This window comes from Thauera sp. 2A1, from assembly GCF_009469595.2.
GTDB lineage: Bacteria > Pseudomonadota > Gammaproteobacteria > Burkholderiales > Rhodocyclaceae > Thauera.
Map to the genome: position 1 here is coordinate 79,070 of NZ_SSXV01000008.1, position 22,035 is coordinate 101,104.

General features: G+C 65.8%; 18 protein-coding genes and 2 pseudogenes. 8 read left to right on the forward strand and 12 right to left on the reverse strand.

Annotation, left to right across the window (positions count from 1 at the left end; genetic code table 11):
• Positions 1-20: 20 nt before the first annotated feature.
• The 3 genes from GH664_RS09575 to traJ are packed head-to-tail and all read right to left on the reverse strand — an operon-like array spanning position 21 to position 4,684.
• Positions 21-1,925 (reverse strand): type IV secretory system conjugative DNA transfer family protein, encoded by a 1,905-nt coding sequence (locus GH664_RS09575; RefSeq protein WP_153167893.1) that lies wholly within the window; start codon positions 1,923-1,925, stop codon positions 21-23.
• Positions 1,922-4,231 (reverse strand): TraI/MobA(P) family conjugative relaxase, encoded by a 2,310-nt coding sequence (traI, locus tag GH664_RS09580; protein WP_153167894.1) that lies wholly within the window; start codon positions 4,229-4,231, stop codon positions 1,922-1,924. The genes GH664_RS09575 and traI overlap by 4 nt, the downstream gene beginning before the upstream one ends.
• A gap of 18 nt (positions 4,232-4,249) precedes the next feature.
• Entirely contained in the window at positions 4,250-4,684 is a 435-nt protein-coding gene (traJ, locus tag GH664_RS09585) for a conjugal transfer transcriptional regulator TraJ (protein WP_228111454.1), read from the reverse strand.
• 396 nt (positions 4,685-5,080) lie between these two features.
• Here traJ and GH664_RS09590 point away from each other — a divergent pair, with 396 nt between their 5' ends.
• The 3 genes from GH664_RS09590 to GH664_RS09600 are packed head-to-tail and all read left to right on the forward strand — an operon-like array spanning position 5,081 to position 6,662.
• Positions 5,081-5,503: a TraK family protein gene (locus GH664_RS09590; protein WP_153167896.1), complete on the forward strand. Its 423-nt coding sequence runs from the start codon at positions 5,081-5,083 to the stop codon at positions 5,501-5,503.
• Entirely contained in the window at positions 5,503-6,228 is a 726-nt protein-coding gene (locus GH664_RS09595) for a conjugal transfer protein TraL (RefSeq protein ID WP_153167897.1), read from the forward strand. Before GH664_RS09590 ends, GH664_RS09595 begins: the two co-directional genes overlap by 1 nt.
• The gene (locus tag GH664_RS09600; RefSeq protein ID WP_153167898.1) at positions 6,228-6,662 is read left to right on the forward strand and encodes a conjugal transfer protein TraM; all 435 of its coding nucleotides are present in this window, start codon (positions 6,228-6,230) and stop codon (positions 6,660-6,662) included. The genes GH664_RS09595 and GH664_RS09600 overlap by 1 nt, the downstream gene beginning before the upstream one ends.
• 451 nt (positions 6,663-7,113) lie before the next feature.
• On the opposite strand, the gene GH664_RS09605 is transcribed toward GH664_RS09600, so the two are convergent.
• Both GH664_RS09605 and GH664_RS09610 read right to left on the reverse strand, forming a co-directional pair.
• Positions 7,114-7,467 (reverse strand): KfrB domain-containing protein, encoded by a 354-nt coding sequence (locus tag GH664_RS09605; RefSeq protein ID WP_096452965.1) that lies wholly within the window; start codon positions 7,465-7,467, stop codon positions 7,114-7,116.
• Between the two features lie 393 nt (positions 7,468-7,860).
• Positions 7,861-8,022 (reverse strand): annotated as a pseudogene (locus GH664_RS09610) (JAB domain-containing protein); the annotation flags it as partial.
• 49 nt (positions 8,023-8,071) lie between these two features.
• Between GH664_RS09610 and GH664_RS23920 the strand changes: the two are divergent.
• Positions 8,072-8,359 (forward strand): SUMF1/EgtB/PvdO family nonheme iron enzyme, encoded by a 288-nt coding sequence (locus tag GH664_RS23920; RefSeq protein ID WP_153167900.1) that lies wholly within the window; start codon positions 8,072-8,074, stop codon positions 8,357-8,359.
• Between the two features lie 37 nt (positions 8,360-8,396).
• Here the strand turns inward: GH664_RS23920 and GH664_RS09615 are convergent, their stop codons facing one another.
• Entirely contained in the window at positions 8,397-8,633 is a 237-nt protein-coding gene (locus GH664_RS09615) for a type II toxin-antitoxin system YafQ family toxin (RefSeq protein ID WP_013521179.1), read from the reverse strand.
• Between the two features lie 36 nt (positions 8,634-8,669).
• Positions 8,670-11,636: a Tn3 family transposase gene (locus GH664_RS09620; RefSeq protein ID WP_013521180.1), complete on the reverse strand. Its 2,967-nt coding sequence runs from the start codon at positions 11,634-11,636 to the stop codon at positions 8,670-8,672.
• Between the two features lie 203 nt (positions 11,637-11,839).
• Here GH664_RS09620 and GH664_RS09625 point away from each other — a divergent pair, with 203 nt between their 5' ends.
• From GH664_RS09625 to GH664_RS09640, 4 genes are read left to right on the forward strand one after another with little or no spacing between them, the layout of a single operon-like run.
• Positions 11,840-13,522 carry a DDE-type integrase/transposase/recombinase gene (locus tag GH664_RS09625; RefSeq protein ID WP_011137965.1) on the forward strand — a complete coding sequence of 561 codons (1,683 nt, stop codon included), beginning with the start codon at positions 11,840-11,842 and terminating at the stop codon, positions 13,520-13,522.
• A 2-nt stretch (positions 13,523-13,524) separates the two neighbouring features.
• Positions 13,525-14,433 (forward strand): TniB family NTP-binding protein, encoded by a 909-nt coding sequence (locus tag GH664_RS09630; RefSeq protein ID WP_011137966.1) that lies wholly within the window; start codon positions 13,525-13,527, stop codon positions 14,431-14,433.
• Positions 14,430-15,647, forward strand: a complete 1,218-nt coding sequence (locus GH664_RS09635) for a TniQ family protein (RefSeq protein ID WP_011137967.1) — start codon at positions 14,430-14,432, stop codon at positions 15,645-15,647. The genes GH664_RS09630 and GH664_RS09635 overlap by 4 nt, the downstream gene beginning before the upstream one ends.
• 60 nt (positions 15,648-15,707) lie before the next feature.
• Entirely contained in the window at positions 15,708-16,322 is a 615-nt protein-coding gene (locus GH664_RS09640) for a recombinase family protein (protein ID WP_000904941.1), read from the forward strand.
• Positions 16,323-16,374: 52 nt separating this feature from the next.
• Here GH664_RS09640 and merE read toward each other — a convergent pair whose 3' ends face one another.
• From merE to GH664_RS09665, 5 genes and pseudogenes are all read right to left on the reverse strand, one after another.
• Positions 16,375-16,611 (reverse strand): broad-spectrum mercury transporter MerE, encoded by a 237-nt coding sequence (merE, locus tag GH664_RS09645; protein ID WP_001087809.1) that lies wholly within the window; start codon positions 16,609-16,611, stop codon positions 16,375-16,377.
• A complete protein-coding gene (merD, locus tag GH664_RS09650; RefSeq protein WP_003465059.1) occupies positions 16,608-16,973 on the reverse strand; it encodes a mercury resistance co-regulator MerD in 366 nt (121 codons plus the stop codon). Before merD ends, merE begins: the two co-directional genes overlap by 4 nt.
• Positions 16,974-16,989: 16 nt before the next feature.
• Positions 16,990-18,222: pseudogene (gene merA, locus GH664_RS09655) on the reverse strand (mercury(II) reductase); the annotation flags it as partial.
• Between the two features lie 31 nt (positions 18,223-18,253).
• Complete coding sequence (locus GH664_RS09660; protein WP_153167901.1) at positions 18,254-21,283, reverse strand: Tn3 family transposase; 3,030 nt, start codon at positions 21,281-21,283, stop codon at positions 18,254-18,256.
• The gene (locus GH664_RS09665) at positions 21,267-21,869 is read right to left on the reverse strand and encodes a recombinase family protein (protein ID WP_153167902.1); all 603 of its coding nucleotides are present in this window, start codon (positions 21,867-21,869) and stop codon (positions 21,267-21,269) included. Before GH664_RS09665 ends, GH664_RS09660 begins: the two co-directional genes overlap by 17 nt.
• Between the last annotated feature and the right edge of the window lie 166 nt (positions 21,870-22,035).

A 22,035-nucleotide genomic window follows, 5' to 3' on the forward strand; every position in this document is an offset into this window, starting at 1 on the left:
GGCGAAGGTCCGTGGCGCACTCATAGCCGGATGGCCTCGCCCGTGTCGGCGAAAGAAACCAGGCGATCGGTGACCGCGGGCGCCGGCACCGCAGCCCGGGCGCGGAAAACCGGGTCCTTGAAGTAGAGCGGCTGCTTGCCGTAGATCGCCGGAAACCCGGCCACATACACGACCATGTCGCCCGGAGCCTCGATGTGACCATCGGCGCCCTTGCGCGGACCGGGCATGCGCAGGCACTCGTCCGGCGTCAGCAGCGGCCGCTGCACTTCCTGGAAGGTGCGCGACACCTGGCCGAGCATCGCCGCGGTGCGCCGCCCGCTGGTGGTGACCTGCGCCTTGACCACGGTGGTCTGCCCGGTGAGCCGTGACAGGTGCTCGGCGGTCTCGAGGCGATTGGGCGGATAGGCGTTCTGCACATGGCAGTTGGACGTGATCGTCTCGTCCGGCCCGTAGCCGGTCTCCCGGCTCTTCAACTGGTTGAGGTCCTGGCAGATCAGGTAGCACTTGATGCCGTAACCTGCCACGAAGGCGAGCGCCTCCTGCAGGATCGGCAGCCGCCCGAGGGCGGCGAACTCGTCGAGCATGAGCAGCAGCCGGTGCCGGTAGTGCGCCACCGGCCGGCCGTGCGCGAACGCCATCCGGTCGGCCAGGCGGCGCACCACCATGCTCACCAGGATGCGCACCAGCGGGCGCAGCCGATCCTTGTCGTTGGGCTGGGTGACGATGTAGAGCGTCACCGGATCGTCCGCGTGCATCAGATCGCGGATGCGAAACTCCGAGCGGCTGACGTTGCGCGCCACGACCGGATCGCGGTACAGGGCGAGGTAGGACTTCGCCGTCGAGAGCACCGAGCCGGCTTCCTCTTCCGGGCGATCCATCATGTCGCGTGCCGCGGAGGCGATCGCCGGGTGGGGCTGGCCGTCGAGGTGCCCGGTGGTGGCCATTTCCATCCACAGCTCGCCGACATCGCGGTTCGGATCGGCCAACATTGCATCGACCGCCGGCAGCGTGGCCGAGACCCCATCGGCCTTCGCCTTGTAGAGCGCGTGCAGAATGACGCCCACCAGCAGCGCGAAGGCGGTTTTCTGCCAATGCGATTCGAGCCCCTTGCCGCTCGGATCGACGATCAGCGTCACCAGATTCTGGACGTCGCCCACCGCGTCTTCGGTCTCGAGCCGGATCTCGTCGAGCGGGTTCCAGCAAACGCTGCCACGGGCCGTGGCCGGCTCGAAGCGCAGCACGGTGTTGCGGGCATGCGCCTTGCGCCAACCGGCGGTGAGCGCCCACAGCTCGCCCTTGAGATCCGTGACCACCGCGCTCGCCCCCCAGGACAGCAGCGTCGGCACCACGAGACCCACGCCCTTGCCCGAACGGGTGGGGGCATAGGTCAGCACATGCTCGGGCCCGTCGTGGCGCAGGTAATGAAACCGACCACGCGCATCCTCCCAACCCCCGACATAGACGCCCGCCGAACGGCAGGCCGCCTCGCCGGTGAGGACGTCCCACAGGGTGCGCGGTCGGGGCAGCAAGCCGGCGGCCTCGATGTCCGTCTTCCCGGCCCAGCGCGCCGAGCCGTGCAGCGTGGCGTTCGCCCGCGACGAGTTGGACGACACGACTTTCGCCACCGCGACCCCGAAGAGCCCCAATGCCGACACCATCATGCCGACACTGGCCGCCTGCAGGAGCTCGTCCGGATAACGGGCCGACCAGTTCGAGGCCCACTCGAGGATCGCCCACGGCGCATAGACGTGGTGCAGATGTTCGCCCAACTGCGCCGGGTAGCCGAAGCGGTGAGCGAAGAACTGGGTGGCCGACTGCAGGCCACCCGCGAGCGATACCGCGGCGAGCACGGGCAACAGCTTGCCGCCAGGCGCACGCCCGGCGCGCACCTGGGGACCGACCGCGTTGTTCACCTCGAGCTTCATCGACTGTGCCCTCCCGTACGCTGGATCGTGCCGTGCGGCGTCACGCTCACCGCATCGCCCCGCGAAACGCGGGACAGGCGCCGCGCCGTGGCCGCATCGACCGGCAGGACCAGCACGACGTCCGTACCCCGTACCGCACCCGCCGGCACATCGCCCGGCCTGAAAAGCGCCAGCGGCTGACCGTCGACGGTGCGCAGACCGGCAAAGAAAATGACACCAGCACACCCATCATAGAGGGCGTGTTTCGGTATATCAATTCCTTTATGCCGCTTTTCTTCGCGCTCTGCAATGTAGCGGCCGGCCGCGGCACGCTGCGCCGGTGTCATCCGGCCTGCGCGCAGTCCGCCGGCGCCGGCAACGCCCCGTCGCAGTGGGTGATCTGGTGCGGCTCCGCGCTGCTCCAGGTGATGAGGAACATCACCCGGCAGTAACACTTCACCTCCGCCGGCGAAGCGAACCACACCGAGTTCGGACAGGCCTCGCAGACGGTGCCGGGATGCGGGCGGCGGGACGCCTCCAGCGCGGCCAGGGTGGGGCTTTCCGGCGGCACGGGCGTGTGCGTCGACACCGGCGCCGGCGCGGTTCTCATCCGGTCGGTCACCGGATCGCTCGTCGGATCGACTGCCGTATCGATTGGCTCGGGCCCCAGCACCGCGAGGGCGGCCTCGATCAGCGCGTCCTCGCTCGGGATGTTCAGTGGATTCATGAGCCGTCTCCTGGGTGAAGAGCCGTTGCCGCCGCCCTTCCAGGGCGGGGTCGGCGAAGGTGAGGGGAAACCGGGCGTCCACCGCCACCCGGATGACCAGGGCCTTGAATTCGGGCGTGCCGCAGACGGTGATCTCGCCGCCATAGCGTGCCATCGCCAGGCCCAGCGCGACCTTGACGCCCTCGCGCGTGAGCGTGCGGGACACCTGCAGCCGGTCGCCGTCATCCCGCACCGCCGAGGATCCGGCCCGAAAGAGGATCGTGCCCTTCTTCGTGACGGTGTCCTGAACGGGGTCCGGGCCCGGCCCCAACGGATCCACATTCGCGCCCGCTCCTGTTCCCGCGCCCGCGAGGGTGTTGCCCGTGAGCCCCTGCGCGGCCTCGCGGGCGCGCAGCGCCGCGAGCGCCTCGGCGTTGCCCTGCAGCGCTTCGTGCTTCAACCAGTCGGCCCACGTCCGCCGCCGGAAACCGTCGTAGAGCACGGCCCGCTCCCTGGCGTACGCCGTGTGGATCTGCGCGAGCCGCTCGCGCAGCGCGCGGCTCGCCTGCGCATACAGCAGCCTCTTGTCGATGCCCTTGCCGTCGGCCACCCTGATCGTCGCCCGCCACAGCCGGTTCGCCCGCCGGGCGTCGTCGACGGCGCGCAGCTTGCGCCGCCGGGCGCTCGCCAGCGCCTCACTGCGCTGCGCCGATGAGCGCTGCTGCTCAGCCTGGTAGCGCACATGCAGCGCGGTGGTATCGATGCGCAGGCGGACCGGCGCCTTGCTGTAGTGCGGGCCAACGGCGGGGGAGGGGGAGGGCGGCCCGTCGGACGCCCCATCGGCGAGCACCTCGGTCGGCGCCTCGAACGGTCCCAGCCGCGCCTCCAGCGCCGGTTTCGACAGTTCGCGGGCCAGCGTGCTGGCTTTCACCCGCGTCCCGTCACGCGATTCAACGATGAGCCCGTTCCCGCGCGGGCGCAGCACGAGTCCGTTGTCCGACAGGACCTGGTGCAGTTGGGCCCAGGAATGCGCCCCCAGGAGATCCTCGAGGCACACCCGCCGCACCCAGCCGAGGAGCGACTCGACGCCGGCGTGGCGCTCCATGTCGGCCGCGCGCCCCTCGGCCACCGAACGGCGCGAGACATGGTTGTCCGTCTGCAGGCCGTACTCGCGCTCGAGCGTCACACACAGATCCGCGAGCGTGCGGTACGACTGGAACGGCTCGTGCAGGGTGCGCCGCTCCGGGTGGATCTTGTTGATGGCGATGTGAAGGTGCACGTTGTCGGTGTCGTGATGCACCGCGCTCACGCGCTGGTGCTCCGCAAAACCCAGCCCGGCAGCGAGCCGCGCTTCGATCGCCTGCAGCGTCGCCGCGTCCGGTGCCTCGCCCGGCCGAAAGCTCACCAGCAGATGAAACGTCTTGTCGCCCGCCGCGCGGGTGTTCTGCCGCTGGGTGGCCAGCACCTCGCCGATCACCGCCGGCAGCGTCGCGGCCGCGCAGTTCGTCACGCGGATCTCCCCGAGCCGCTCGGTCTTGTCCTGGGCGTCGGTGATGTACTCGACCAGCTCGGCGAAGTTGCTCCTGGCGAGCGTGCGCATCGGCACGTGCTTGGCGATCACGGGCGCGCCTTCGTCTCTTTAGCCGCTAAAAGGCTCGCGCCCGGCCCGAGGCTGGACGACCTTCATCATCACTTCGCCCATCTGCTCCTGCGTGGCCTCGATGCGCGCGAGCACCGCGCGCAGCGTCGCCTCGCCGAACTGCGCGGTGCGCTCGTCGTTGGTGAGCCAAAGCTTCAGGAGCCCGCCGAGGCGCCCCAGATCGCCATTGATCCGCGCGAGCTCGCGCACCTGCTCGTAATCGACCACCCCGCCGATGCGATAACCCTGTCCGACCTCGCGCAGGAAGCGGGCGACGCTCATGCCGGCGCGCTGCGCCTGCGCTTCGATCAGCACCTTCTCGCCGGGCGACACCGGCACGCGCAGGTGATGGGCGCGCCGGGCGCTGCCGGGCGGGGCGGCGTTCGGCGCCGCGCTTGCCGCTTCGGCCGCCGCCGGTCGGGCAGCGTGTTCCACCGTCCCATCCATCCTCACACCTCGCTGTGAATGCCGGCGGGAGCCGGCTGGGCCTCGCAGAGCAGGATCCCGTTGAGCGCCCCCGGCGCGAATAAGGCCAAAGCGAAGGGGGATGACCGGCTTGCCGGTTAGCCAACTTCGCCCATCCTGCCCGCCGTTCAGACCTCATGACGCCAGAAGGAGAACGCATCGCGGAACCGAATTTATCCGCATTCCTACGCTAAACCGTGACCGCATACTAGACGGATATAGCGAAATTGTGCAAGCTCGTTCATAATCCCGTTGTCGTAGCGGCGGAATGCGCGGGAATTGCGCCTTTTTGCGCAGGAATTGCGGAACGCAGTGCGCGGGGATGCATCGGAGATGCCGACGGGCAGCCCGGAAGGAGGGATCAGGATGACGACACGCTACACCGAGGAACTGGCCGGCTGGGTGAGCCGGCGCGCCGCACCGCGGCCGCGCCAGGACCGCAACATCGTCGCCTTCCTGGCCGTGAAGGAGGATGTCAGGGCGGCGCTCGAGGCGGGCTATTCCATGAAAACCATCTGGGCACACCTCACCGCAACCGGACGCCTCGCCGGCCGCTACGAGACCTTCACCCAGCACGTGAAGCGCTACCTGCGGACGGCGCCCGCGGCCGCAGGCTCGCCGTCCCTGCCGTCCCTGCCGTCCCTGCCGTCCCTGCCGTCCCTGCCGTCCCCGCCGTCCCCGCCGGCGCCCACCCCACCGCCCGCAGCGGGCGAGCCCCGCAGGACGCCCCCGCCCTCGGTGGGGGGCTTCACGTTCAATGCCACCCCGAAGACGGAGGACCTGTTCTGATGGCAACGATCCACATGGTTCTGCAAGGCAAGGGCGGCGTCGGCAAGTCGATGATCGCGGCCGTCCTCGCCCAGTACAAGGCCGGCAAGGGGCGAACGCCGCTCTGCCTCGACACCGATCCGGTCAACGCCACCTTCGCGGGCTACCGGGCGCTCGGCGTGCAGCGCGTGAACATCCTCGAAGGCGACGAGATCAACACCCGGCACTTCGATGCGCTCATCGAGCAGATCGCCGCCGCCGAGGGCGATGTCATCATCGACAACGGCGCGAGCGCCTTCGTGCCGCTGTCGCACTACCTCATCAGCAACCAGGTGCCGGCCCTGCTGCACGACATGGGACACGCGCTCATCGTGCACACCGTGATCACCGGCGGGCAGGCCCTGCCCGATACGGTCAGCGGCTTCGCCCAGCTCGCCAGCCAGTTCCCTGCCCAGTGTCAGTTCGTCGCCTGGCTCAACCCGTACTGGGGGCCCATCGCGCACGAGGGCAAGGGCTTCGAGCAGATGAAGGCGTACCTGGGCCACAAGGCGCGGGTGTCCGCCCTCATCCAGATCCCGCCGCTCAAGGAAGAGACCTACGGTCGCGACTTCGCCCAGATGCTGCAGGCGAGGCTCACCTTCGACGAGGCACTCGCCCTGAGCACGCTGACAATCATGACGCGCCAACGCCTCAAAATCGTGAAGACGCAACTCTTCGCCCAGCTCGACAACGCCGCGGTGCTTTGATGTCCGACCAGATCGAGGCGCTGATCAGGGAGATCGCGGCCAAACACGGCATCGCCGTCGGCCGCGACGACCCGATCATGATCCTGCAGACGATGAACGCGCATCTGATGCGCGAGCACGCGGCCGCCCAGCAGGCAGCCCTCGATCGCTTCAGGGAAGAACTCGAGGGCATCGCCCACCGCTGGGGCGAGGACGCCCGCAGCAAAGCCGAGCGCACGCTCAACGCCGCGCTCGCCGCGAGCACGGACGCCATGAAAAGCGGCATGGAGGCGGGCGCGAAAGCCGCCGCCACCGCCGCCCGCCGCGAGATCGACGCGGCGCTGGCGCAGCTTGCCGGCCCGATCCGCGAGGGCCGGCGCATCGCCGTCCTGAACCTGATCGCCGCCGGCATGGCCGTGTTCGCGGCCGCGCTGGCGCTGCTGTCGACGCTGTGAAGCGGCCCACTGCAGCGGACAAGGGGTGGAGAAGGGAAGGGGTGGAGAAGGGGGGAGGGGTCCGGCCGGTAGCGAAGCTGCCGGCAGGTTCCGGGGAGGCCAAGCGCAGCGCGGCGGGGTGGGCGCAGCCGACCCCAGGAGGCAAGCGCAGCGCGCCGCGAAGGCGCCAGGCGCGGGCGGGCAGGGCGCAAGCCTTGCCCGAGGGCGCGCGCCGCGTGAGCGGGGCCTCGAGCGCCCGGACCGCGCCCGGTGCCGCAGCGAAGTCCCCCTCCCGGCCCGCGGGCCGGCCGATCAGTTCCCGCAGCGACCCTACGACCGCGCGCTGCCCCTTGCCGCCACTGTCTGCGCCCGCAAAGGTGCCCCCAGACCGACACGTGCATCGCTGAACCTTTCCGGACACAGCGCCCGCGCCTTTTCCGGCCCGGTTCCCGCCGGTTGAGCGCTTTAGCCGCTAAAGCGAGCGGGAGCGCCCGCGGCTGAGCTGGACCGTTTCAGCGGCCAGGCTGGCCCGGCCCTGCGCATCGTAGCCGATGCGCATCAGGCTGCCGATCTCGGGAGCCTTGTCGAAATCGGCGCGCGCATGCACAACATAGGTCTTGCCGGTCTGCTGGAACACGCCGTCCTTGTCGACGTGAACGATCATGCCGGTGCAGGTTGCGGTCTTGTCGGCCGGGCGGGCCAAATACAAGTTGTAGATGCCAGGCTTCAGGGCGCCGGCCTTGTCGACCTTCTCGTTGCGCCATTGGCCCTCCTGCTCGCTTTGAACGATCCGGGAGCCATTCATTATAAGAAGCCGCTGCTTCATTAAGTCCTCACAGTCCAGTGCACCGGGCGATTTCGATCGGAAAGTCGCGAAGTGTGCCGCAATGGAATGCGATGTGCAGCGGTGAAGCAGCGCGCAGGTGCCCTATGTGGCAGCGCCTGAAGCGCACCGTGTCGCCGTTTCGAGCGCGAGTGCGAGCGACAACAAGCGAACGCCTCTTGGCACCGGGCCCCGGCGTCAAAGACGTGCCATCGTGCTTCGACGGGCACGAAGCCGTCGGCGGTTTCTCGGGAATGCCAATCTTCAGCGCCGCGGGCAGGGCATCGCCCTGCCCGCGGCCGCGCCCATGGGATTTTCTCGTGAAGGCCTCTCCCACCCCACCGCGGGGCACCGAGAGGGCGTCGGCCGGACACGCGCGTGCCCGGCCGACGGGGATCAAAGCAGTCCGCGTTCCGCGAAGCTGGTGGGCTTCGCCGTTCCGGCGACGATGAAGTGATCGCACACGCGCACATCGATCATGGCCAAGGCGTCCTTCAGGCTTTGGGTGAGCCGCTCGTCGGCCAGGCTCGGCTCAGCGCTGCCGCTCGGATGGTTGTGATATCCGCGCGGCACCTGGCACGTCAGTGCCGGACACGACCCCCTCGACATGGCCAGCGAAGTTCTGGAGTGGTGCGCGAACCAGCACAATCTCGCAGGGGACATGCCGGGGCGCCAAGGTGAAGAGTCGCAACGTGCGCTGCGCGGAGGCTCCGGGCACATTGACCGAGACCTGGCCCGGTGTACGGCACGGCTTGGCGATCATCCACGCGGCCGTTACCCGAGCGTGGGCTTTCGTCAGTGCCATTGCCCGCCCTCTTGTCCGCTATCCCGTCCGTCTACCTTGTTGTCCGCGAACGCGTTGATCAAGCACGTTATCGGACATTGTCCAGCTTGACGGTCTAATGATCGTTTGGCGGACAAGGCGACTGGCATCAGCCGAACAGCTCGCTATGGGAGCCAAGCCGCGCCAGTCGCAGGGTGTCGGCGTCGGACTTGCGGTAGATCAGCAGCAGGTCGGGCTTGATGTGGCATTCGCGGTAGCCCGCCCAATCGCCGGAAAGATCGTGGTCGCGGTATCGCACATCCAGGGGCTGATCGGTCGCCAGCGCGACCAGAACCGGCTTGAGGTCATCATTCGTGCAGCGGACTCCTGATACTGTTCGTTCAATAGAGGGGTCGTCTCAGAAAACGGAAAATAAAGCACGCTAAGCCGGTTGCAGCGGCCGTAGCGGCCTGAACTTGCCCGCGCCGATCTTGGCGCTGCTGCGCCAGAGGTAATCGCCGGTCAGGTTGATGTGCTCCCAGCCGAGCGGCGACAGGTACTGCAACAGGCCGTCATCGACGGCTTGACCGTGGCCACGCAAGGCGTTCGCGGCCCGTTCCAGATAAACCGTGTTCCACAGCACGATGGCTGCCGTCACCAGGTTGAGGCCGCTGGCCCGGTAGCGTTGCTGCTCGAAACTGCGGTCGCGGATTTCGCCCAGGCGGTTGAAGAACACGGCACGGGCCAGCGCGTTGCGGGCCTCGCCCTTGTTCAGTCCGGCATGCACACGGCGGCGCAGCTCGACGCTTTGCAACCAGTCTAGGATGAACAGCGTGCGCTCGATGCGGCCCAACTCGCGCAGGGCGACGGCCAGACCATTCTGGCGCGGATAGCTGCCGAGCTTGCGCAGCATCAGCGAGGCCGTCACCGTGCCTTGTTTGATCGACGTGGCCAGCCGCAGGATTTCATCCCAATGGGCGCGGACGTGCTTGATGTTGAGCGTGCCGCCGATCATCGGTTTCAATGTCTCGTAGGCGGCATCGCCCTTTGGAATGTAGAGCTTGGTGTCGCCCAGGTCACGGATGCGCGGCGCGAAGCGGAAGCCCAGCAGGTGCATCAGCGCGAAGACGTGATCGGTGAAGCCCGCCGTGTCGGTGTAGTGCTCCTCGATGCGCAGGTCGGATTCGTGGTACAGCAGGCCGTCGAGCACGTAGGTCGAGTCGCGCACGCCGACATTCACCACCTTGGTGTGGAACGGCGCGTACTGGTCGGAGATGTGGGTGTAGAACGTCCGCCCTGGGCTGCTGCCGTATTTTGGGTTGATGTGGCCGGTACTCTCGGCCTTGCTGCCGGTGCGGAAGTTCTGGCCGTCCGATGACGACGTGGTGCCGTCGCCCCAGTGCTCGGCGAAGGGATGCCGGAACTGCGCGTTGACCAGCTCGGCCAGCGCCGCCCCGTAGGTTTCGTCGCGGATGTGCCAGGCTTGCAGCCAGGCCAGCTTGGCGTAGGTTGTGCCGGGGCAGGACTCTGCCATCTTGGTCAGGCCCAGGTTGATCGCGTCGGCGAGGATCGTGGTCAGCAGCAGGTTCTTGTCCTTGGCCAGGTCGCCCGATTTCAGATGCGCGAAGTGCCGGGTGAAGCCCGTCCATTCGTCCACCTCCAGCAGCAATTCGGTGATCTTGACGTGCGGCAGGGCCATTGCGGTCTGGTCGATCAGGGCCTGCGCGGTGTCGGGCACCGCCGCGTCGAGTGGCGTGATCTTCAGTCCCGATTCGGTGATGATGGCATCCGGCAACTCGTTGGCCAGCGCCATGCGGTTTACGGTGGTGAGCTGCGTTTCCAGCAGCGTCAGCCGTTCATGCAGGTACTGGTCGCAATCGGTGGCCACAGCCAGCGGCAATTCGCTGGCCTGCTTGAGGCTGGCAAATTTCGCTGGCGGCACCAGGTAGTCCTCGAAATCCTTGAACTGGCGGGAGCCTTGCACCCAGATGTCGCCGGAGCGCAGTGCGTTCTTCATCTCCGACAGCGCGCACAGTTCGTAGTAACGCCGGTCGATTCCGGCGTCGGTCATCACCAGCTTTTGCCAGCGCGGCTTGATGAAATCGGTTGGCGCATCGGCGGGCACCTTGCGGGCGTTGTCGCTGTTCATGTTGCGCAGCACTTCGATAGCGTCGAGCACGTCCTTGGCGGCGGGCGCGGCCCGCAGCTTGAGCACGGCGAGGAATTCCGGCGCGTAGCGGCGCAGCGTGGCATAGCTCTCGCCGATGCGGTGCAGGAAATCGAAGTCCTCGGGCTGCGCGAGTTTCTGCGCCTCGGTGACGCTCTCGGCGAAGGCATCCCAGGACATGACGGCTTCGATGGCGGCGAACGGATCGCGGCCGGCTTGCTTGGCCTCGATCAGCGCCTGGCCGATGCGTCCGAATAGCCGCACCTTGGCATTGATCGCCTTGCCGGATGCCTGGAACTGCTGCTGATGTTTGTTCTTGGCGGCGTTGAACAGTTTGCCCAGAATGCGGTCGTGCAGGTCGATGATTTCGTCAGTGACGGTCGCCATGCCTTCGATGGTGAGCGCAACCAGAGTCGCGTAGCGGCGCTGCGGCTCGAACTTGGCCAGGTCGGCTGGCGTCATCTGGCCACCCTCGCGGGCGATCTTGAGCAGCCGGTTCTGGTGCACCGACCGCTCGATGCCGGAGGGCAGGTCGAGCGCCTGCCACGCCTTGAGGCGTTCGATGTGTTCCAGCATGTGCCGCGAGTTCGGTTTGACCGGGGATTGCCGCAGCCAGGCCAGCCAGGTCGTCTTGCCGTTGTCGCGGCGCTTGAGCAGATCGTCGAGGCGACGGCGATGCATGTCCGATAGCGGTTCGGCCAAGGCGTCGTAGATGCGCCGGTTGGCGCGGGTGATCGCCTCGGCGCTCGCCCGCTCGACGGCGTTGAGAGCAGGCAGAATGACCGACTGCCGCCGCAGGTGCTCGATGAAGGCGCTTGCCAGCACAATGCCCTTGTCGGTTTGCATGGCCAGCTCGGTCAGCGTGTGGACGGCCTGCCGGTAGTGGCTCATGGTGAAGGGCCGGAAACCGAAGACGGTTTGCAGCTCGATCAGGTGCTCACGCCGGGTCTGCTCCCGCTGTCCGTACTTGCCCCAGCTTTCGATGCTGACCTTGAGCTGGTCGGCGACCAGTTTCAGCAAGGGCGGGAACGGCGGTTCATCAACGCCCAGTATGACGCCCGGAAAGCGTAGGTAGCAAAGCTGCACCGCGAAGCCCAGCCGATTGGCCGGGCCGCGCCGCTGCCGGATGATGGAGAGGTCGCTTTCGCTGAACGTGTAGTGACGGATCAACTCATCCTTGGTGTCCGGCAACGCCAGCAGGCTTTCGCGCTCGGCGGCGGAGAGGATCGAACGGCGGGGCATGCGGTTTCCTTCTTCTTGAAAACGTAGGTTTGTGACAAGCCCGCCAAGGCAACCGGCGCGGCTGTCATTTTCAGAAGACGACTGCACCATTCAGCGCGGTTTGAAGCCTCTTGTGCATACGGCTCCTGACAGCCAGATATCAGGACTCCTCTGCACGAAACTCGTCTATGCTCAATACTCGTGTGCACCAAAGCGAGATGAGCATGGCGACCGATACCGCACCGATTACCGAGCACGGCGTGGCCACCCTGCCAGAACAGGCATGGGAGCGTGCGCGTCGTCGCGCGGAGATCATTGGGCCGTTGGCGCAGTCGGAGACGGTTGGGCATGAAGCGGCCGACGCGGCAGCCCAGGCATTGGGGCTGTCCCGGCGGCAGGTCTACGTCCTGATCCGCCGTGCCCGGCTAGGATCGGGGCTGGTCACTGACTTGGCTCTTGGGCAGTCGAGCGGTGGCAAAGGTAAAGGCCGCTTGCCGGAGTCGGTCGAACGAATCATCCGCGAGTTACTGCAAAAGCGCTTCCTGACCAAGCAGAAGCGTAGCTTGGCGGCGTTCCACCGCGAAGTTGTGCGGGCGTGCAAGCTGCAAAAGCTGCGGGTGCCGGCGCGCAACACGGTGGCTCTGCGGATCGCCGGCCTCGATCCGCGCGAGGTCACTCACCGCCGGGAAGGACAAGATGCCGCCCGCGACCTGCAAGGTGTTGGTGGTGTTCCGCCACCCGTCTCCGCGCCGCTGGAGCAGGTGCAGATCGACCACACAGTCATCGACCTGATCGTGGTGGACGAGCGCGACCGGCAACCGATTGGCCGTCCATACCTGACCCTCGCCATCGACGTATTCACCCGCTGCGTGGTTGGCATGGTCGTTACGCTGGAAGCCCCGTCCGCCGTCTCGGTCGGCTTGTGCTTGGTGCATGCCGCCTGCGACAAGCGCCCTTGGTTGGAAGGGTTGAACGTAGAGATGGATTGGCCGATGAGCGGCAAGCCCAGACTGCTCTACTTGGACAACGCGGCTGAGTTCAAGAGCGAGGCGCTGCGCCGTGGCTGCGAGCAGCATGGCATCCGGTTGGACTATCGCCCGCTCGGGCAGCCGCACTACGGCGGTATCGTGGAACGGATCATCGGCACGGCGATGCAGATGATCCACGACGAATTGCCGGGGACGACCTTCTCCAATCCTGACCAGCGCGGGGAATACGCCTCCGAGAAGATGGCCGCCCTGACACTGCGCGAGCTGGAGCGCTGGCTCACATTGGCGGTCGGCACCTATCACGGCTCCGTGCACAACGGCCTGCTCCAACCGCCGGCCGCGCGCTGGGCCGAAGCTATCACGCGGACCGGCGTGCCAACCGTCATCACTCGCGCTACGGCTTTTCTGGTCGATTTTCTGCCCATCATCCGCCGCACGCTGACCCGCACCGGCTTCGTCATCGACCACATCCACTACTACGCCGATGCGCTCAAGCCGTGGATAGCTCGGCGGGACCGCTTGCCTGCGTTCCTGATCCGGCGCGACCCGCGCGACATCAGCCGCATATGGGTGCTGGAACCAGAGGGGCAGCACTACCTGGAAATTCCCTACCGTACCTTGTCGCACCCGGCTGTCACCCTATGGGAACAACGGCAGGCGCTGGCGAAATTACGGCAGCAAGGGCGCGAACAGGTGGATGAGTCAGCGCTGTTCCGCATGATCGGCCAGATGCGAGAAATCGTGACCACCGCGCAGAAAGCTACGCGCAAGGCGCGGCGCGACGCGGATCGACGCCAGCATCTCAAGGCAACGGCACCGCCTGTCAAAACCACGCCACCACCAGATGCGGACATGGCTGACCCACAGGCCGACAACCAGCCGCCGGCCAAACCGTTCGACCAGATTGAGGAGTGGTAGCCGTGGACGAATATCCCATCATCGACTTGTCACACCTGCTGCCAGCGGCACAGGGGCTGGCTCGGCTGCCGGCGGACGAGCGCATCCAGCGCCTTCGCGCCGACCGCTGGATCGGCTATCCGCGCGCGGTCGAGGCGCTGAACCGGCTGGAAACCCTGTATGCGTGGCCAAACAAGCAACGCATGCCCAACCTGCTGCTGGTCGGCCCGACCAACAACGGCAAGTCGATGATCGTCGAGAAGTTCCGGCGCACGCATCCGGCCAGCGCCGACGCCGACCAGGAGCACATTCCGGTACTGGTCGTGCAGATGCCATCCGAACCGTCGGTAATCCGCTTCTACGTCGCGCTGCTCGCGGCGATGGGTGCGCCATTGCGACCGCGCCCACGGCTGCCAGAAATGGAACAACTGGCGCTGGCACTGCTGCGCAAGGTCGGCGTGCGCATGCTGGTGATCGACGAGTTGCACAACGTCCTGGCCGGTAACAGCGTCAACCGCCGGGAATTTCTCAATCTCCTGCGCTTCCTCGGCAATGAACTGCGCATCCCACTGGTCGGGGTCGGCACGCGCGACGCCTACCTGGTCATCCGCTCCGATGACCAGTTGGAAAATCGCTTCGAGCCGATGATGCTGCCGGTATGGGAGGCCAACGACGATTGCTGCTCACTGCTGGCCAGCTTCGCCGCTTCGCTTCCACTGCGGCGCCCCTCGTCGATTGCCACGCTGGACATGGCCCGCTACCTGCTCACACGCAGCGAAGGCACCATCGGCGAACTGACGCACTTGCTGATGGCGGCAGCCCTCGCCGCCGTGGAGAGCGGCGAGGAAGCGATCAACCATCGCACGCTGAGCATGGCCGATTACACCGGCCCCAGCGAGCGGCGTCGGCAATTCGAGCGGGAACTGATGTGAAGCCAGCGCCACGCTGGCCACTGCATCCGGCTCCCAGGGAAGGTGAAGCCTTGTCTTCGTGGCTCAACCGCGTGGCCCTTTGCTATCACATAGAGGTGTCCGAGCTGCTGGAGCACGATCTTGGTCACGGTCAGGTTGATGACCTGGACACCGCGCCACCACTGGCGCTGCTGGCGATGCTTTCCCAGCGGAGCGGCATCGAACTGAACCGGCTGCGTTGCATGAGCTTTGCCGGCTGGGTGCCTTGGCTACTGGACAGCCTTGATGATCAGATTCCAGATGCATTGGAGACCTATGCGTTCCAGCTCTCGGTGTTGCTGCCGACACACCGCCGTAAGACGCGATCCATCACGAGCTGGCGTGCCTGGCTGCCCAGCCAGCCGATACACCGCGCCTGTCCGCTATGCCTGAACGATCCGGAGAACCAAGCCGTACTGCTCGCGTGGAAGCTGCCCCTGATGCTGAGCTGCCCGCTGCATGGCTGCCGGCTGGAATCCTATTGGGGCGTGCCAGGGCGGTTTCTAGGCTGGGAGAACGCCGACGCCGAACCGCGCACCGCCAGCGACGCGATTGCGGCGATGGACCAGCGTACCTGGCAGGCACTGACGACCGGTCACCTGGAGCTGCCGCGCCGACGCATCCATGCCGGATTGTGGTTTCGGCTGCTACGCACGCTGCTCGATGAGCTGAACACACCGCTTTCGGCGTGCGGAACCTACGCGGGGTATCTCCGCCAAGTCTGGGAAGGCTGCGGGCATCCGCTGCGTGCTGGGCAAAGTCTGTGGCGACCGTATGAAACCCTGAATCCGGCAGTACGGTTGCAGATGCTGGAGGCGGCGGCAACGGCAATCAGCTTGATTGAGGTGAGGTACATAAGCCCGCCAGGCGAGCAGGCAAAGCTGTTCTGGTCCGAGCCCCAAACAGGGTTCACCAGTGGCCTGCCGACGAAAGCGCCGAAGCCCGAACCCATCAATCACTGGCAGCGTGCAGTCCAGGCCATCGACGAGGCCATCATTGAAGCGCGGCACAACCCCGAGACGGCACGCTCGCTGTTCGCGTTGGCTTCCTATGGTCGGCGCGACCCCGCTTCCCTGGAACAGTTGCGCGCCACCTTCGCGAAGGAAGGCATCGCCACGGAATTTCTGTCACATTATGAGCCTGACGGATCCTTTGCATGTCTTAGACAGAATGACGGGTTAAGTGACAAATTTTGACGACCTTAACTTTCCGGCGCACACTGTCACATAATCGAACGTATATGTGACAGGTACGACATGCTGATAGGCTACATGCGGGTATCGAAGGCGGACGGCTCCCAGGCTACCGATTTGCAGCGCGACGCGCTGATTGCCGCCGGGGTCGATCCAGTACATCTTTACGAGGACCAGGCATCCGGCATGCGCGAGGATCGGCCCGGCTTGACGAGCTGCCTGAAGGCGTTGCGAACTGGCGACACACTGGTCGTGTGGAAACTGGATCGGCTCGGACGCGACCTGCGACATCTCATCAACACCGTGCACGACCTGACTGGGCGCGGCATCGGCTTGAAGGTATTAACCGGGCACGGCGCGGCCATCGACACCACGACCGCCGCCGGCAAGCTGGTCTTTGGCATCTTCGCCGCCCTGGCCGAGTTCGAGCGCGAGTTGATCGCGGAGCGCACGATTGCCGGCCTAGCCTCGGCCCGCGCGCGCGGGCGGAAAGGCGGCCGGCCGTTCAAGATGACCGCCGCCAAGCTGCGGCTGGCGATGGCGGCAATGGGTCAGCCAGAGACCAAGGTCGGCGACCTGTGCCAGGAACTTGGCGTCACGCGGCAGACCCTGTATCGGCATGTTTCACCCAAGGGTGAGCTACGTCCAGATGGCGAGAAGCTACTCAGCCGAATTTGATGCCGGCATGAGGCAACGTAGCGACAGCGTGGTTTGTCTCAATGGGAAGCGCTCATGATCGATCTTTGAAGGCCCGCAGCAGTCGTGTCACAGACAGGACGAACAAACCGGTCAGCGTGAGGGCTGCGATACCCCAGTACTCTCCGATGAACGCGCCGGCCGTCGTGCCGGCCAGCACAATGGCGAGAATCGGCAAATGGCAGGGACAGGTGAGCACGGCCAGCGCGCCCCACAGGTAGCCGGTGATCGGTTTGTGCGTCTCGGACGGCAAGCGCTCGGGGCTGTTCATGGCAGACTCTCCGCGTGCTGTGCCGGCTCGGTCGGCATGGTGGCCAACTGCACCTCCAGATCGGCCAACGCTTCGCGCCGACGCTCGACGAACTGGCGCAGAACGGCAAGCTGCGCGGCCGCTTCATCGCCGTCCGCAGCATCCAGCGCCCGGCACAGCCGCGCCAGCGCGTCCAGGCCGATGCCCGCCTCGAAGGCCGCCCGCACGAAGCACAGCCGTTGCAAGGCGGCATCATCGAACAGGCCATAGCCGCCCGGGGTGCACGCCACCGGACGCAGCAATCCGCGCAGCAGGTAGTCGCGCACGATATGCACGCTCACCCCGGCATCAAGGGCCAGCCGGGACACGGTGTAGGCGCTCATTGAAAACCTCCTTTTTTTATCCAGCGCAGCAGGAAAGCTGCTTCACGTCCTTGTTGAAGGTCTGCGCCGCAAGCTTCAACCCCTCGACCATTGTCAGGTAGGGGAACAACTGGTCGGCCAGTTCCTGCACCGTCATGCGGTTGCGGATGGCGAGCACCGCCGTCTGGATCAGTTCGCCCGCTTCCGGGGCCACCGCCTGCACGCCGATGAGCCGTCCGCTACCTTCCTCGATGACCAGCTTGATGAAGCCGCGTGTGTCGAAGTTGGCAAGCGCTCGCGGAACGTTGTCGAGTGTCAGCGTGCGACTGTCGGTCTCGATGCCATCGTGGTGCGCTTCCGCCTCGCTGTAGCCCACGGTGGCGACTTGCGGGTCGGTGAACACCACTGCCGGCATCGCGGTCAGATTGAGGGCTGCGTCGCCGCCGGTCATGTTGATCGCGGCACGGGTGCCGGCGGCCGCTGCCACGTAGACGAACTGCGGCTGGTCGGTGCAGTCGCCGGCCGCGTAGATGTTCGGGTTGCTCGTGCGCATGCCTTGGTCGATAACGATGGCCCCTTGCGCATTGACAGTGACCCCCGCCGCGTCCAGCGCGAGGCTGCGCGTATTCGGTGCCCGACCGGTGGCAACCAGCAACTTGTCAGCGCGCAATTCACCGTGTCCGGTGGTCAGCACGAATTCGCCGTTCACATGGGCGACCTGGCTGGCTTGCGTGTGCTCCAGCACCTCGATGCCCTCGGCGCGGAAAGCGGCTGTCACGGCCTCGCCGATGGCCGGGTCTTCCCGGAAGAACAAGGTGCTGCGTGCCAGGATCGTGACCTGGCTGCCGAGCCGGGCAAAGGCTTGCGCCAGTTCCAACGCCACCACCGACGAACCGATCACGGCCAGGCGTGCGGGAATGGTGTCGCTGACAAGCGCTTCGGTGGAAGTCCAGTAGGGTGACTCTTTCAGGCCCGGAATCGGCGGCACGGCCGGACTGGCACCGGTGGCGACCAGGCAGCGGTCGAACGTTACCTCGCGCTCGCCACCCTCGTTCAAACGGACGACCAGGCTCTGGTCGTCCTTGAAACGCGCTTCACCGTGCAAAACGGTGATGGCTGGATTGCCGTCCAGGATGCCTTCGTATTTGGCGTGCCGCAGTTCATCGACACGGGCCTGCTGCTGGGCCAGCAGTTTGCTGCGGTCAATCGCAGGCACAGTTGCCGCAATACCGCCGTCGAACGGACTTTCCCGGCGCAGATGGGCAATATGGGGTTGTAAGCCGGAACCCCAGAAATTTCCGTCACCCAAGATCAAGCCCCGCCACGAGCGCATCCAGGTCGATCATCTTGCCGTCGCTCTGAAAGGTGTAATGCCCATTCAGCAGGATGTGCCGCCAGGCCGCCGGCGATATCTGGGTCAGGAGAGCCAGCGCCTTGGCGCTGCCGCACGCCTCGTACTTCGTCAGCAGCCGCGACAGGATGGCCGAGTTGTAGTAGATGACCGCGTTGGCGATCAGCCTGGCACACTGGTTGCTAATTTCGATCTCGATGTCGGTGCGCCCGGTCAATTCCTTCTTGCCGCCGACCTGGGCGATGGCCCCGCGTAGCTGGTGGTAGGACTCGATCCGGTTCTGCGAGCGGTGCACGTTGCGCTCCAGTTGCGGATCGCGCAGGTAGCGCAGTGTGTAGATGCTGCGAATGAGCTTGTCGAATTCGAACACCGCGCGCCGCGTCGGGTTCGGCGCGGTGTAGGTGCACAGCTTGCGGATCAGCGTACCCTGCGTCATCTCCTTCAGCCCGAGCGTAGCCACGATCTGGTCGAGGTTCGGCTTCTCGTTGACGATGAGATCGCGGTCGATTTTCCCGGCCGGCCGGATCAGGCACTTCTCGTACTGCGCCGGATCGTCGGCGCAGTACAGCTCCTTCAACTGGTCGTCATGATCAGTGAAGCGCGGCTCGAAGCGCAGGCCGAACCAGTGCAGGATGGCGAAGTTGGCCTTGTTGACGCTGTGCATGTCGCCGGTGATCGCGGTCGGCACGATGTCCGACGTGTTGCGATACCAGATGTCGAACACGTGATGGGCCTCGTAGTCGTGCGCGCCGATCAGGTAGCCGTTGAGCGGCACATGGTTGCACAGCAGGGTGTAGGCGACCACGCCCTTGCCACGCCCGAAGTATTTGCGCGAGTAGCGTGCCCTCACGGTCGGCCGCTCGACGCCGAATTTCTGACCGTCGACGGCACCGTACAGCACATCGAGGTCGAACGAGTAGTACGGGAAGATCGGCAGCGCTGCGATGGCGTTGCTGATGCAGTCGTTGGCCGCGTGCAGCGTGGCGTGGCGCAGGTATTGCTGGTAGGCGCTCTCCAGCACGTGGTACGGGATGTCGCTGGTGCGAGCCATGACCTGGTTGCCATGGTTCATCGCCTGCGCGATGATGACCGCCATCAGGCTGTCGGCGTCGGCGACCTTCTTCGCATAGCGCGGTTGCAAGGGCGTCAGCGCTGACAGGAACTGGCACTGGCCGTTGACGAAGCGGAACACGTCGGCCACGTCGCAGAACGGCAGTTGCTCGTAGAACGCCTTCTCGCGCGCCTTCGGGTTCTCACCCTTGGGCTTGCGCCAGGTCAGCTTCTGCGTGCCCTCGTCGTATTCCAGGTGCGTCAGCTTGCCCTGTTTCAGCTCGCGGTTGAAGGCCTGCCATTGCGTGTGCAGTTCGGCCGCCAGCACATCGAGCTGGGCATCTACCGGCTGCCGCAGGAACGGGATGTCCATCTGCGCCAGCGCGTCAGCCTTTTCGTCCAGCGAAACCAACTCGTCGGAGAAATGACGGTGTTGCAGGCTGTCGTCGAGGTAGAGTTCACCTGACTGGAAGCGCTTTCTGACCTGGCGGTACAGCCAGAACTCGTAGCGGTCGGCATGCAGGCCCGTCGGCTTGCCATCGGCATCGAAGGTTAGCAGGTACGGCCGCAGGCGTTTCGGCAGCGTGGCCGCCGGACATTCGGCGAGCGGTCGTTGCGACAGGCGCTGCTGTTTGGCGAACACGCCCGTGGCCCAGGCCAGCGCCGCGAGCCACGGGCTGTCCGGATCAGTGCCAGCGAAGTCGAGCGCGACATACAGCGGCCGAAGATGACGACGGATACGCTCGGCCAGGCCGTCCACCGCCTGCCAGTGCAAAGCCAACTTGCTCACCGGCTTCACGCTCATGCGCTGCGCCGTGGTTTGCAGCGTGTCGCGGGGCATGATCTTGTAGGCGCGCTGGCGCACATCGCCGAACGGCGTGGGATCGGGCACGCTGTCGTCGATGTAAAGCGACAGCAGGCGGCCGACCTGCGGCGTGTCTTGCTGACGGCGCACCTGTTCAGCGACGAAGGACTGCTTTGCGCCGACGCTGCTTTCGTCCTCCAACTGTTTCATGTGGTAGGCCATCGCATCGACCAGGTTGTCGGAGAGCTGCCGGTAGCGCACCCATGCATAGCACAGCAGGTAGAGCTGGGTCTGATCGGCCTTCAGGTTGCGCAGGTCATGGACGGTGTAGAAGTTCGCCAGGCTCGCGTAGTACAGCAGGTTCTGCTGCGAGACGCCGAGCTTGGGCAGCAGCGTCTTGGCGATCCGGTGCAGCGGCTCCAGCGTGGCGCGCTTCTCGCGCTCGCGGGCCATCTGACGCCAGCCGAAATCCTTGGCGTCTTGCTTGAGCGCCGCCAGTTGCGACAGGGTGTCATCACGCACCAGAAGCTGAGCCAGCACGGCCTTGGCCGATTCGTCCAGCACTTCCGCCAGCAGGCCACCCAGCCGCCGACGCTCGGCGGACAGCGTTTCGCTGACCACCTCTTGCAGGGTGGTATAGCCGGGCCGGATGATCTTGTGCTCATTGAGCCAGACGATCAGCTCGGCGGCGATGAACCCCGGCATCACGTCGCGCCGCACGGTCTGCGTCGCCTGCTGCGCGAGCTGCGGCAGCAGGTCGGCTGTCCACGACTGGTAGCCGAACAGCCCGGCGATCCGCTCGCGTTGGGTGTAGTGCTCGTGCTTGGTGATCGGCTTGCGCTCGAAGGCCTCGCCGTGGAAATAGCGGCTCAGTACGAAGGCGCAATCGTCCTCGACCTCGTTCCAGTCGAAACGGAAGAAGGCGTGCTTGGCCTTGAAGTAACCGATCTGCAAGACGCAATAGACCTGGGCATGCAGGCCGGACCGACTGCTGGCGAGTGCCAGTTCGGTTTCGGTCAATGCCAGGTATTCCAGCCGCTGCGCATCGTCGAAATCCGGCAGGCCGTACAGGGCTTCCTGTTCGGCGTCCGACAGGACGGTGAGCAGCTTATTCTTGTTGCTCATCGGCTATCCTTCCTGCTCCACGCCAGCCTACTCGCGCCAAGGTTTCGATCAAGGTGGTGCGCTTGACGCCGAAATTGCGGCACACCGCCGCCTTGGACATGCCGCTTTCGAGCGCGGCGAGGATGGCCTCCAGCTTCTCGCCGGTGATCGCCTGCGGCCGGCCACCGATCCGACCACGTTTGCGGGCGGCGGCCAGGCCGGCGACGACGCGCTCCTGGATCAAGGCGCGCTCGTATTGTGCGAGCGCGCCGAACACCTGGAACAGAAACTCGCCCGATGGCGTGGTGGTATCCAGGTTCTCCGTCAGCGAGCGGAACGCCACCCGCTTGTCCTTGAGCGAGGTCACGATGGCGAGCAGGTGCGACAGCGAGCGGCCGAGCCGGTCGAGCTTCCACACCACCAGCACGTCGCCGGGGCGGACGAATTCGAGCGCCCGCGCCAGACCCACGCGGTCATCCTTCGCGCCGGAGGCGTGATCCTCGAACAGGTGACGTGGATCGATACCGGCACCGAGCAGCGCGTCGCGCTGCAAGTCGGTGCTCTGGCGGTCGGAGTCCGACGACACGCGCATGTAGCCTACCAACATAAGCGGATAACCATGAAAAATGGGTTTCCGTATGGTAGCGGATAGCGACAGAGTTTTCCGCACAATTTTGAGGGTGCCCAGAGGTTGGTGCATGCCCTTGTTGCAGATATGTCGTAAAACAAGTGTTTTCCGATAAACACGGCTTGCAGCCTAAAATAGCCGGGGT

Coding starts and splice junctions, on each gene's coding strand:
- GH664_RS09660 (WP_153167901.1), bottom strand. CDS start 21,283: ATGAGCAACAAGAATAAGCTGCTCACCGTCCTGTCGGACGCCGAACAG.
- GH664_RS09605 (WP_096452965.1), bottom strand. CDS start 7,467: ATGAAGCAGCGGCTTCTTATAATGAATGGCTCCCGGATCGTTCAAAGC.
- GH664_RS09665 (WP_153167902.1), bottom strand. CDS start 21,869: ATGTTGGTAGGCTACATGCGCGTGTCGTCGGACTCCGACCGCCAGAGC.
- merE (WP_001087809.1), bottom strand. CDS start 16,611: ATGAACAGCCCCGAGCGCTTGCCGTCCGAGACGCACAAACCGATCACC.
- GH664_RS09590 (WP_153167896.1), top strand. CDS start 5,081: ATGACGACACGCTACACCGAGGAACTGGCCGGCTGGGTGAGCCGGCGC.
- GH664_RS23920 (WP_153167900.1), top strand. CDS start 8,072: ATGGCCAGCGAAGTTCTGGAGTGGTGCGCGAACCAGCACAATCTCGCA.
- merD (WP_003465059.1), bottom strand. CDS start 16,973: ATGAGCGCCTACACCGTGTCCCGGCTGGCCCTTGATGCCGGGGTGAGC.
- GH664_RS09625 (WP_011137965.1), top strand. CDS start 11,840: ATGGCGACCGATACCGCACCGATTACCGAGCACGGCGTGGCCACCCTG.
- GH664_RS09600 (WP_153167898.1), top strand. CDS start 6,228: ATGTCCGACCAGATCGAGGCGCTGATCAGGGAGATCGCGGCCAAACAC.
- GH664_RS09620 (WP_013521180.1), bottom strand. CDS start 11,636: ATGCCCCGCCGTTCGATCCTCTCCGCCGCCGAGCGCGAAAGCCTGCTG.
- GH664_RS09595 (WP_153167897.1), top strand. CDS start 5,503: ATGGCAACGATCCACATGGTTCTGCAAGGCAAGGGCGGCGTCGGCAAG.
- GH664_RS09640 (WP_000904941.1), top strand. CDS start 15,708: ATGCTGATAGGCTACATGCGGGTATCGAAGGCGGACGGCTCCCAGGCT.
- GH664_RS09575 (WP_153167893.1), bottom strand. CDS start 1,925: ATGAAGCTCGAGGTGAACAACGCGGTCGGTCCCCAGGTGCGCGCCGGG.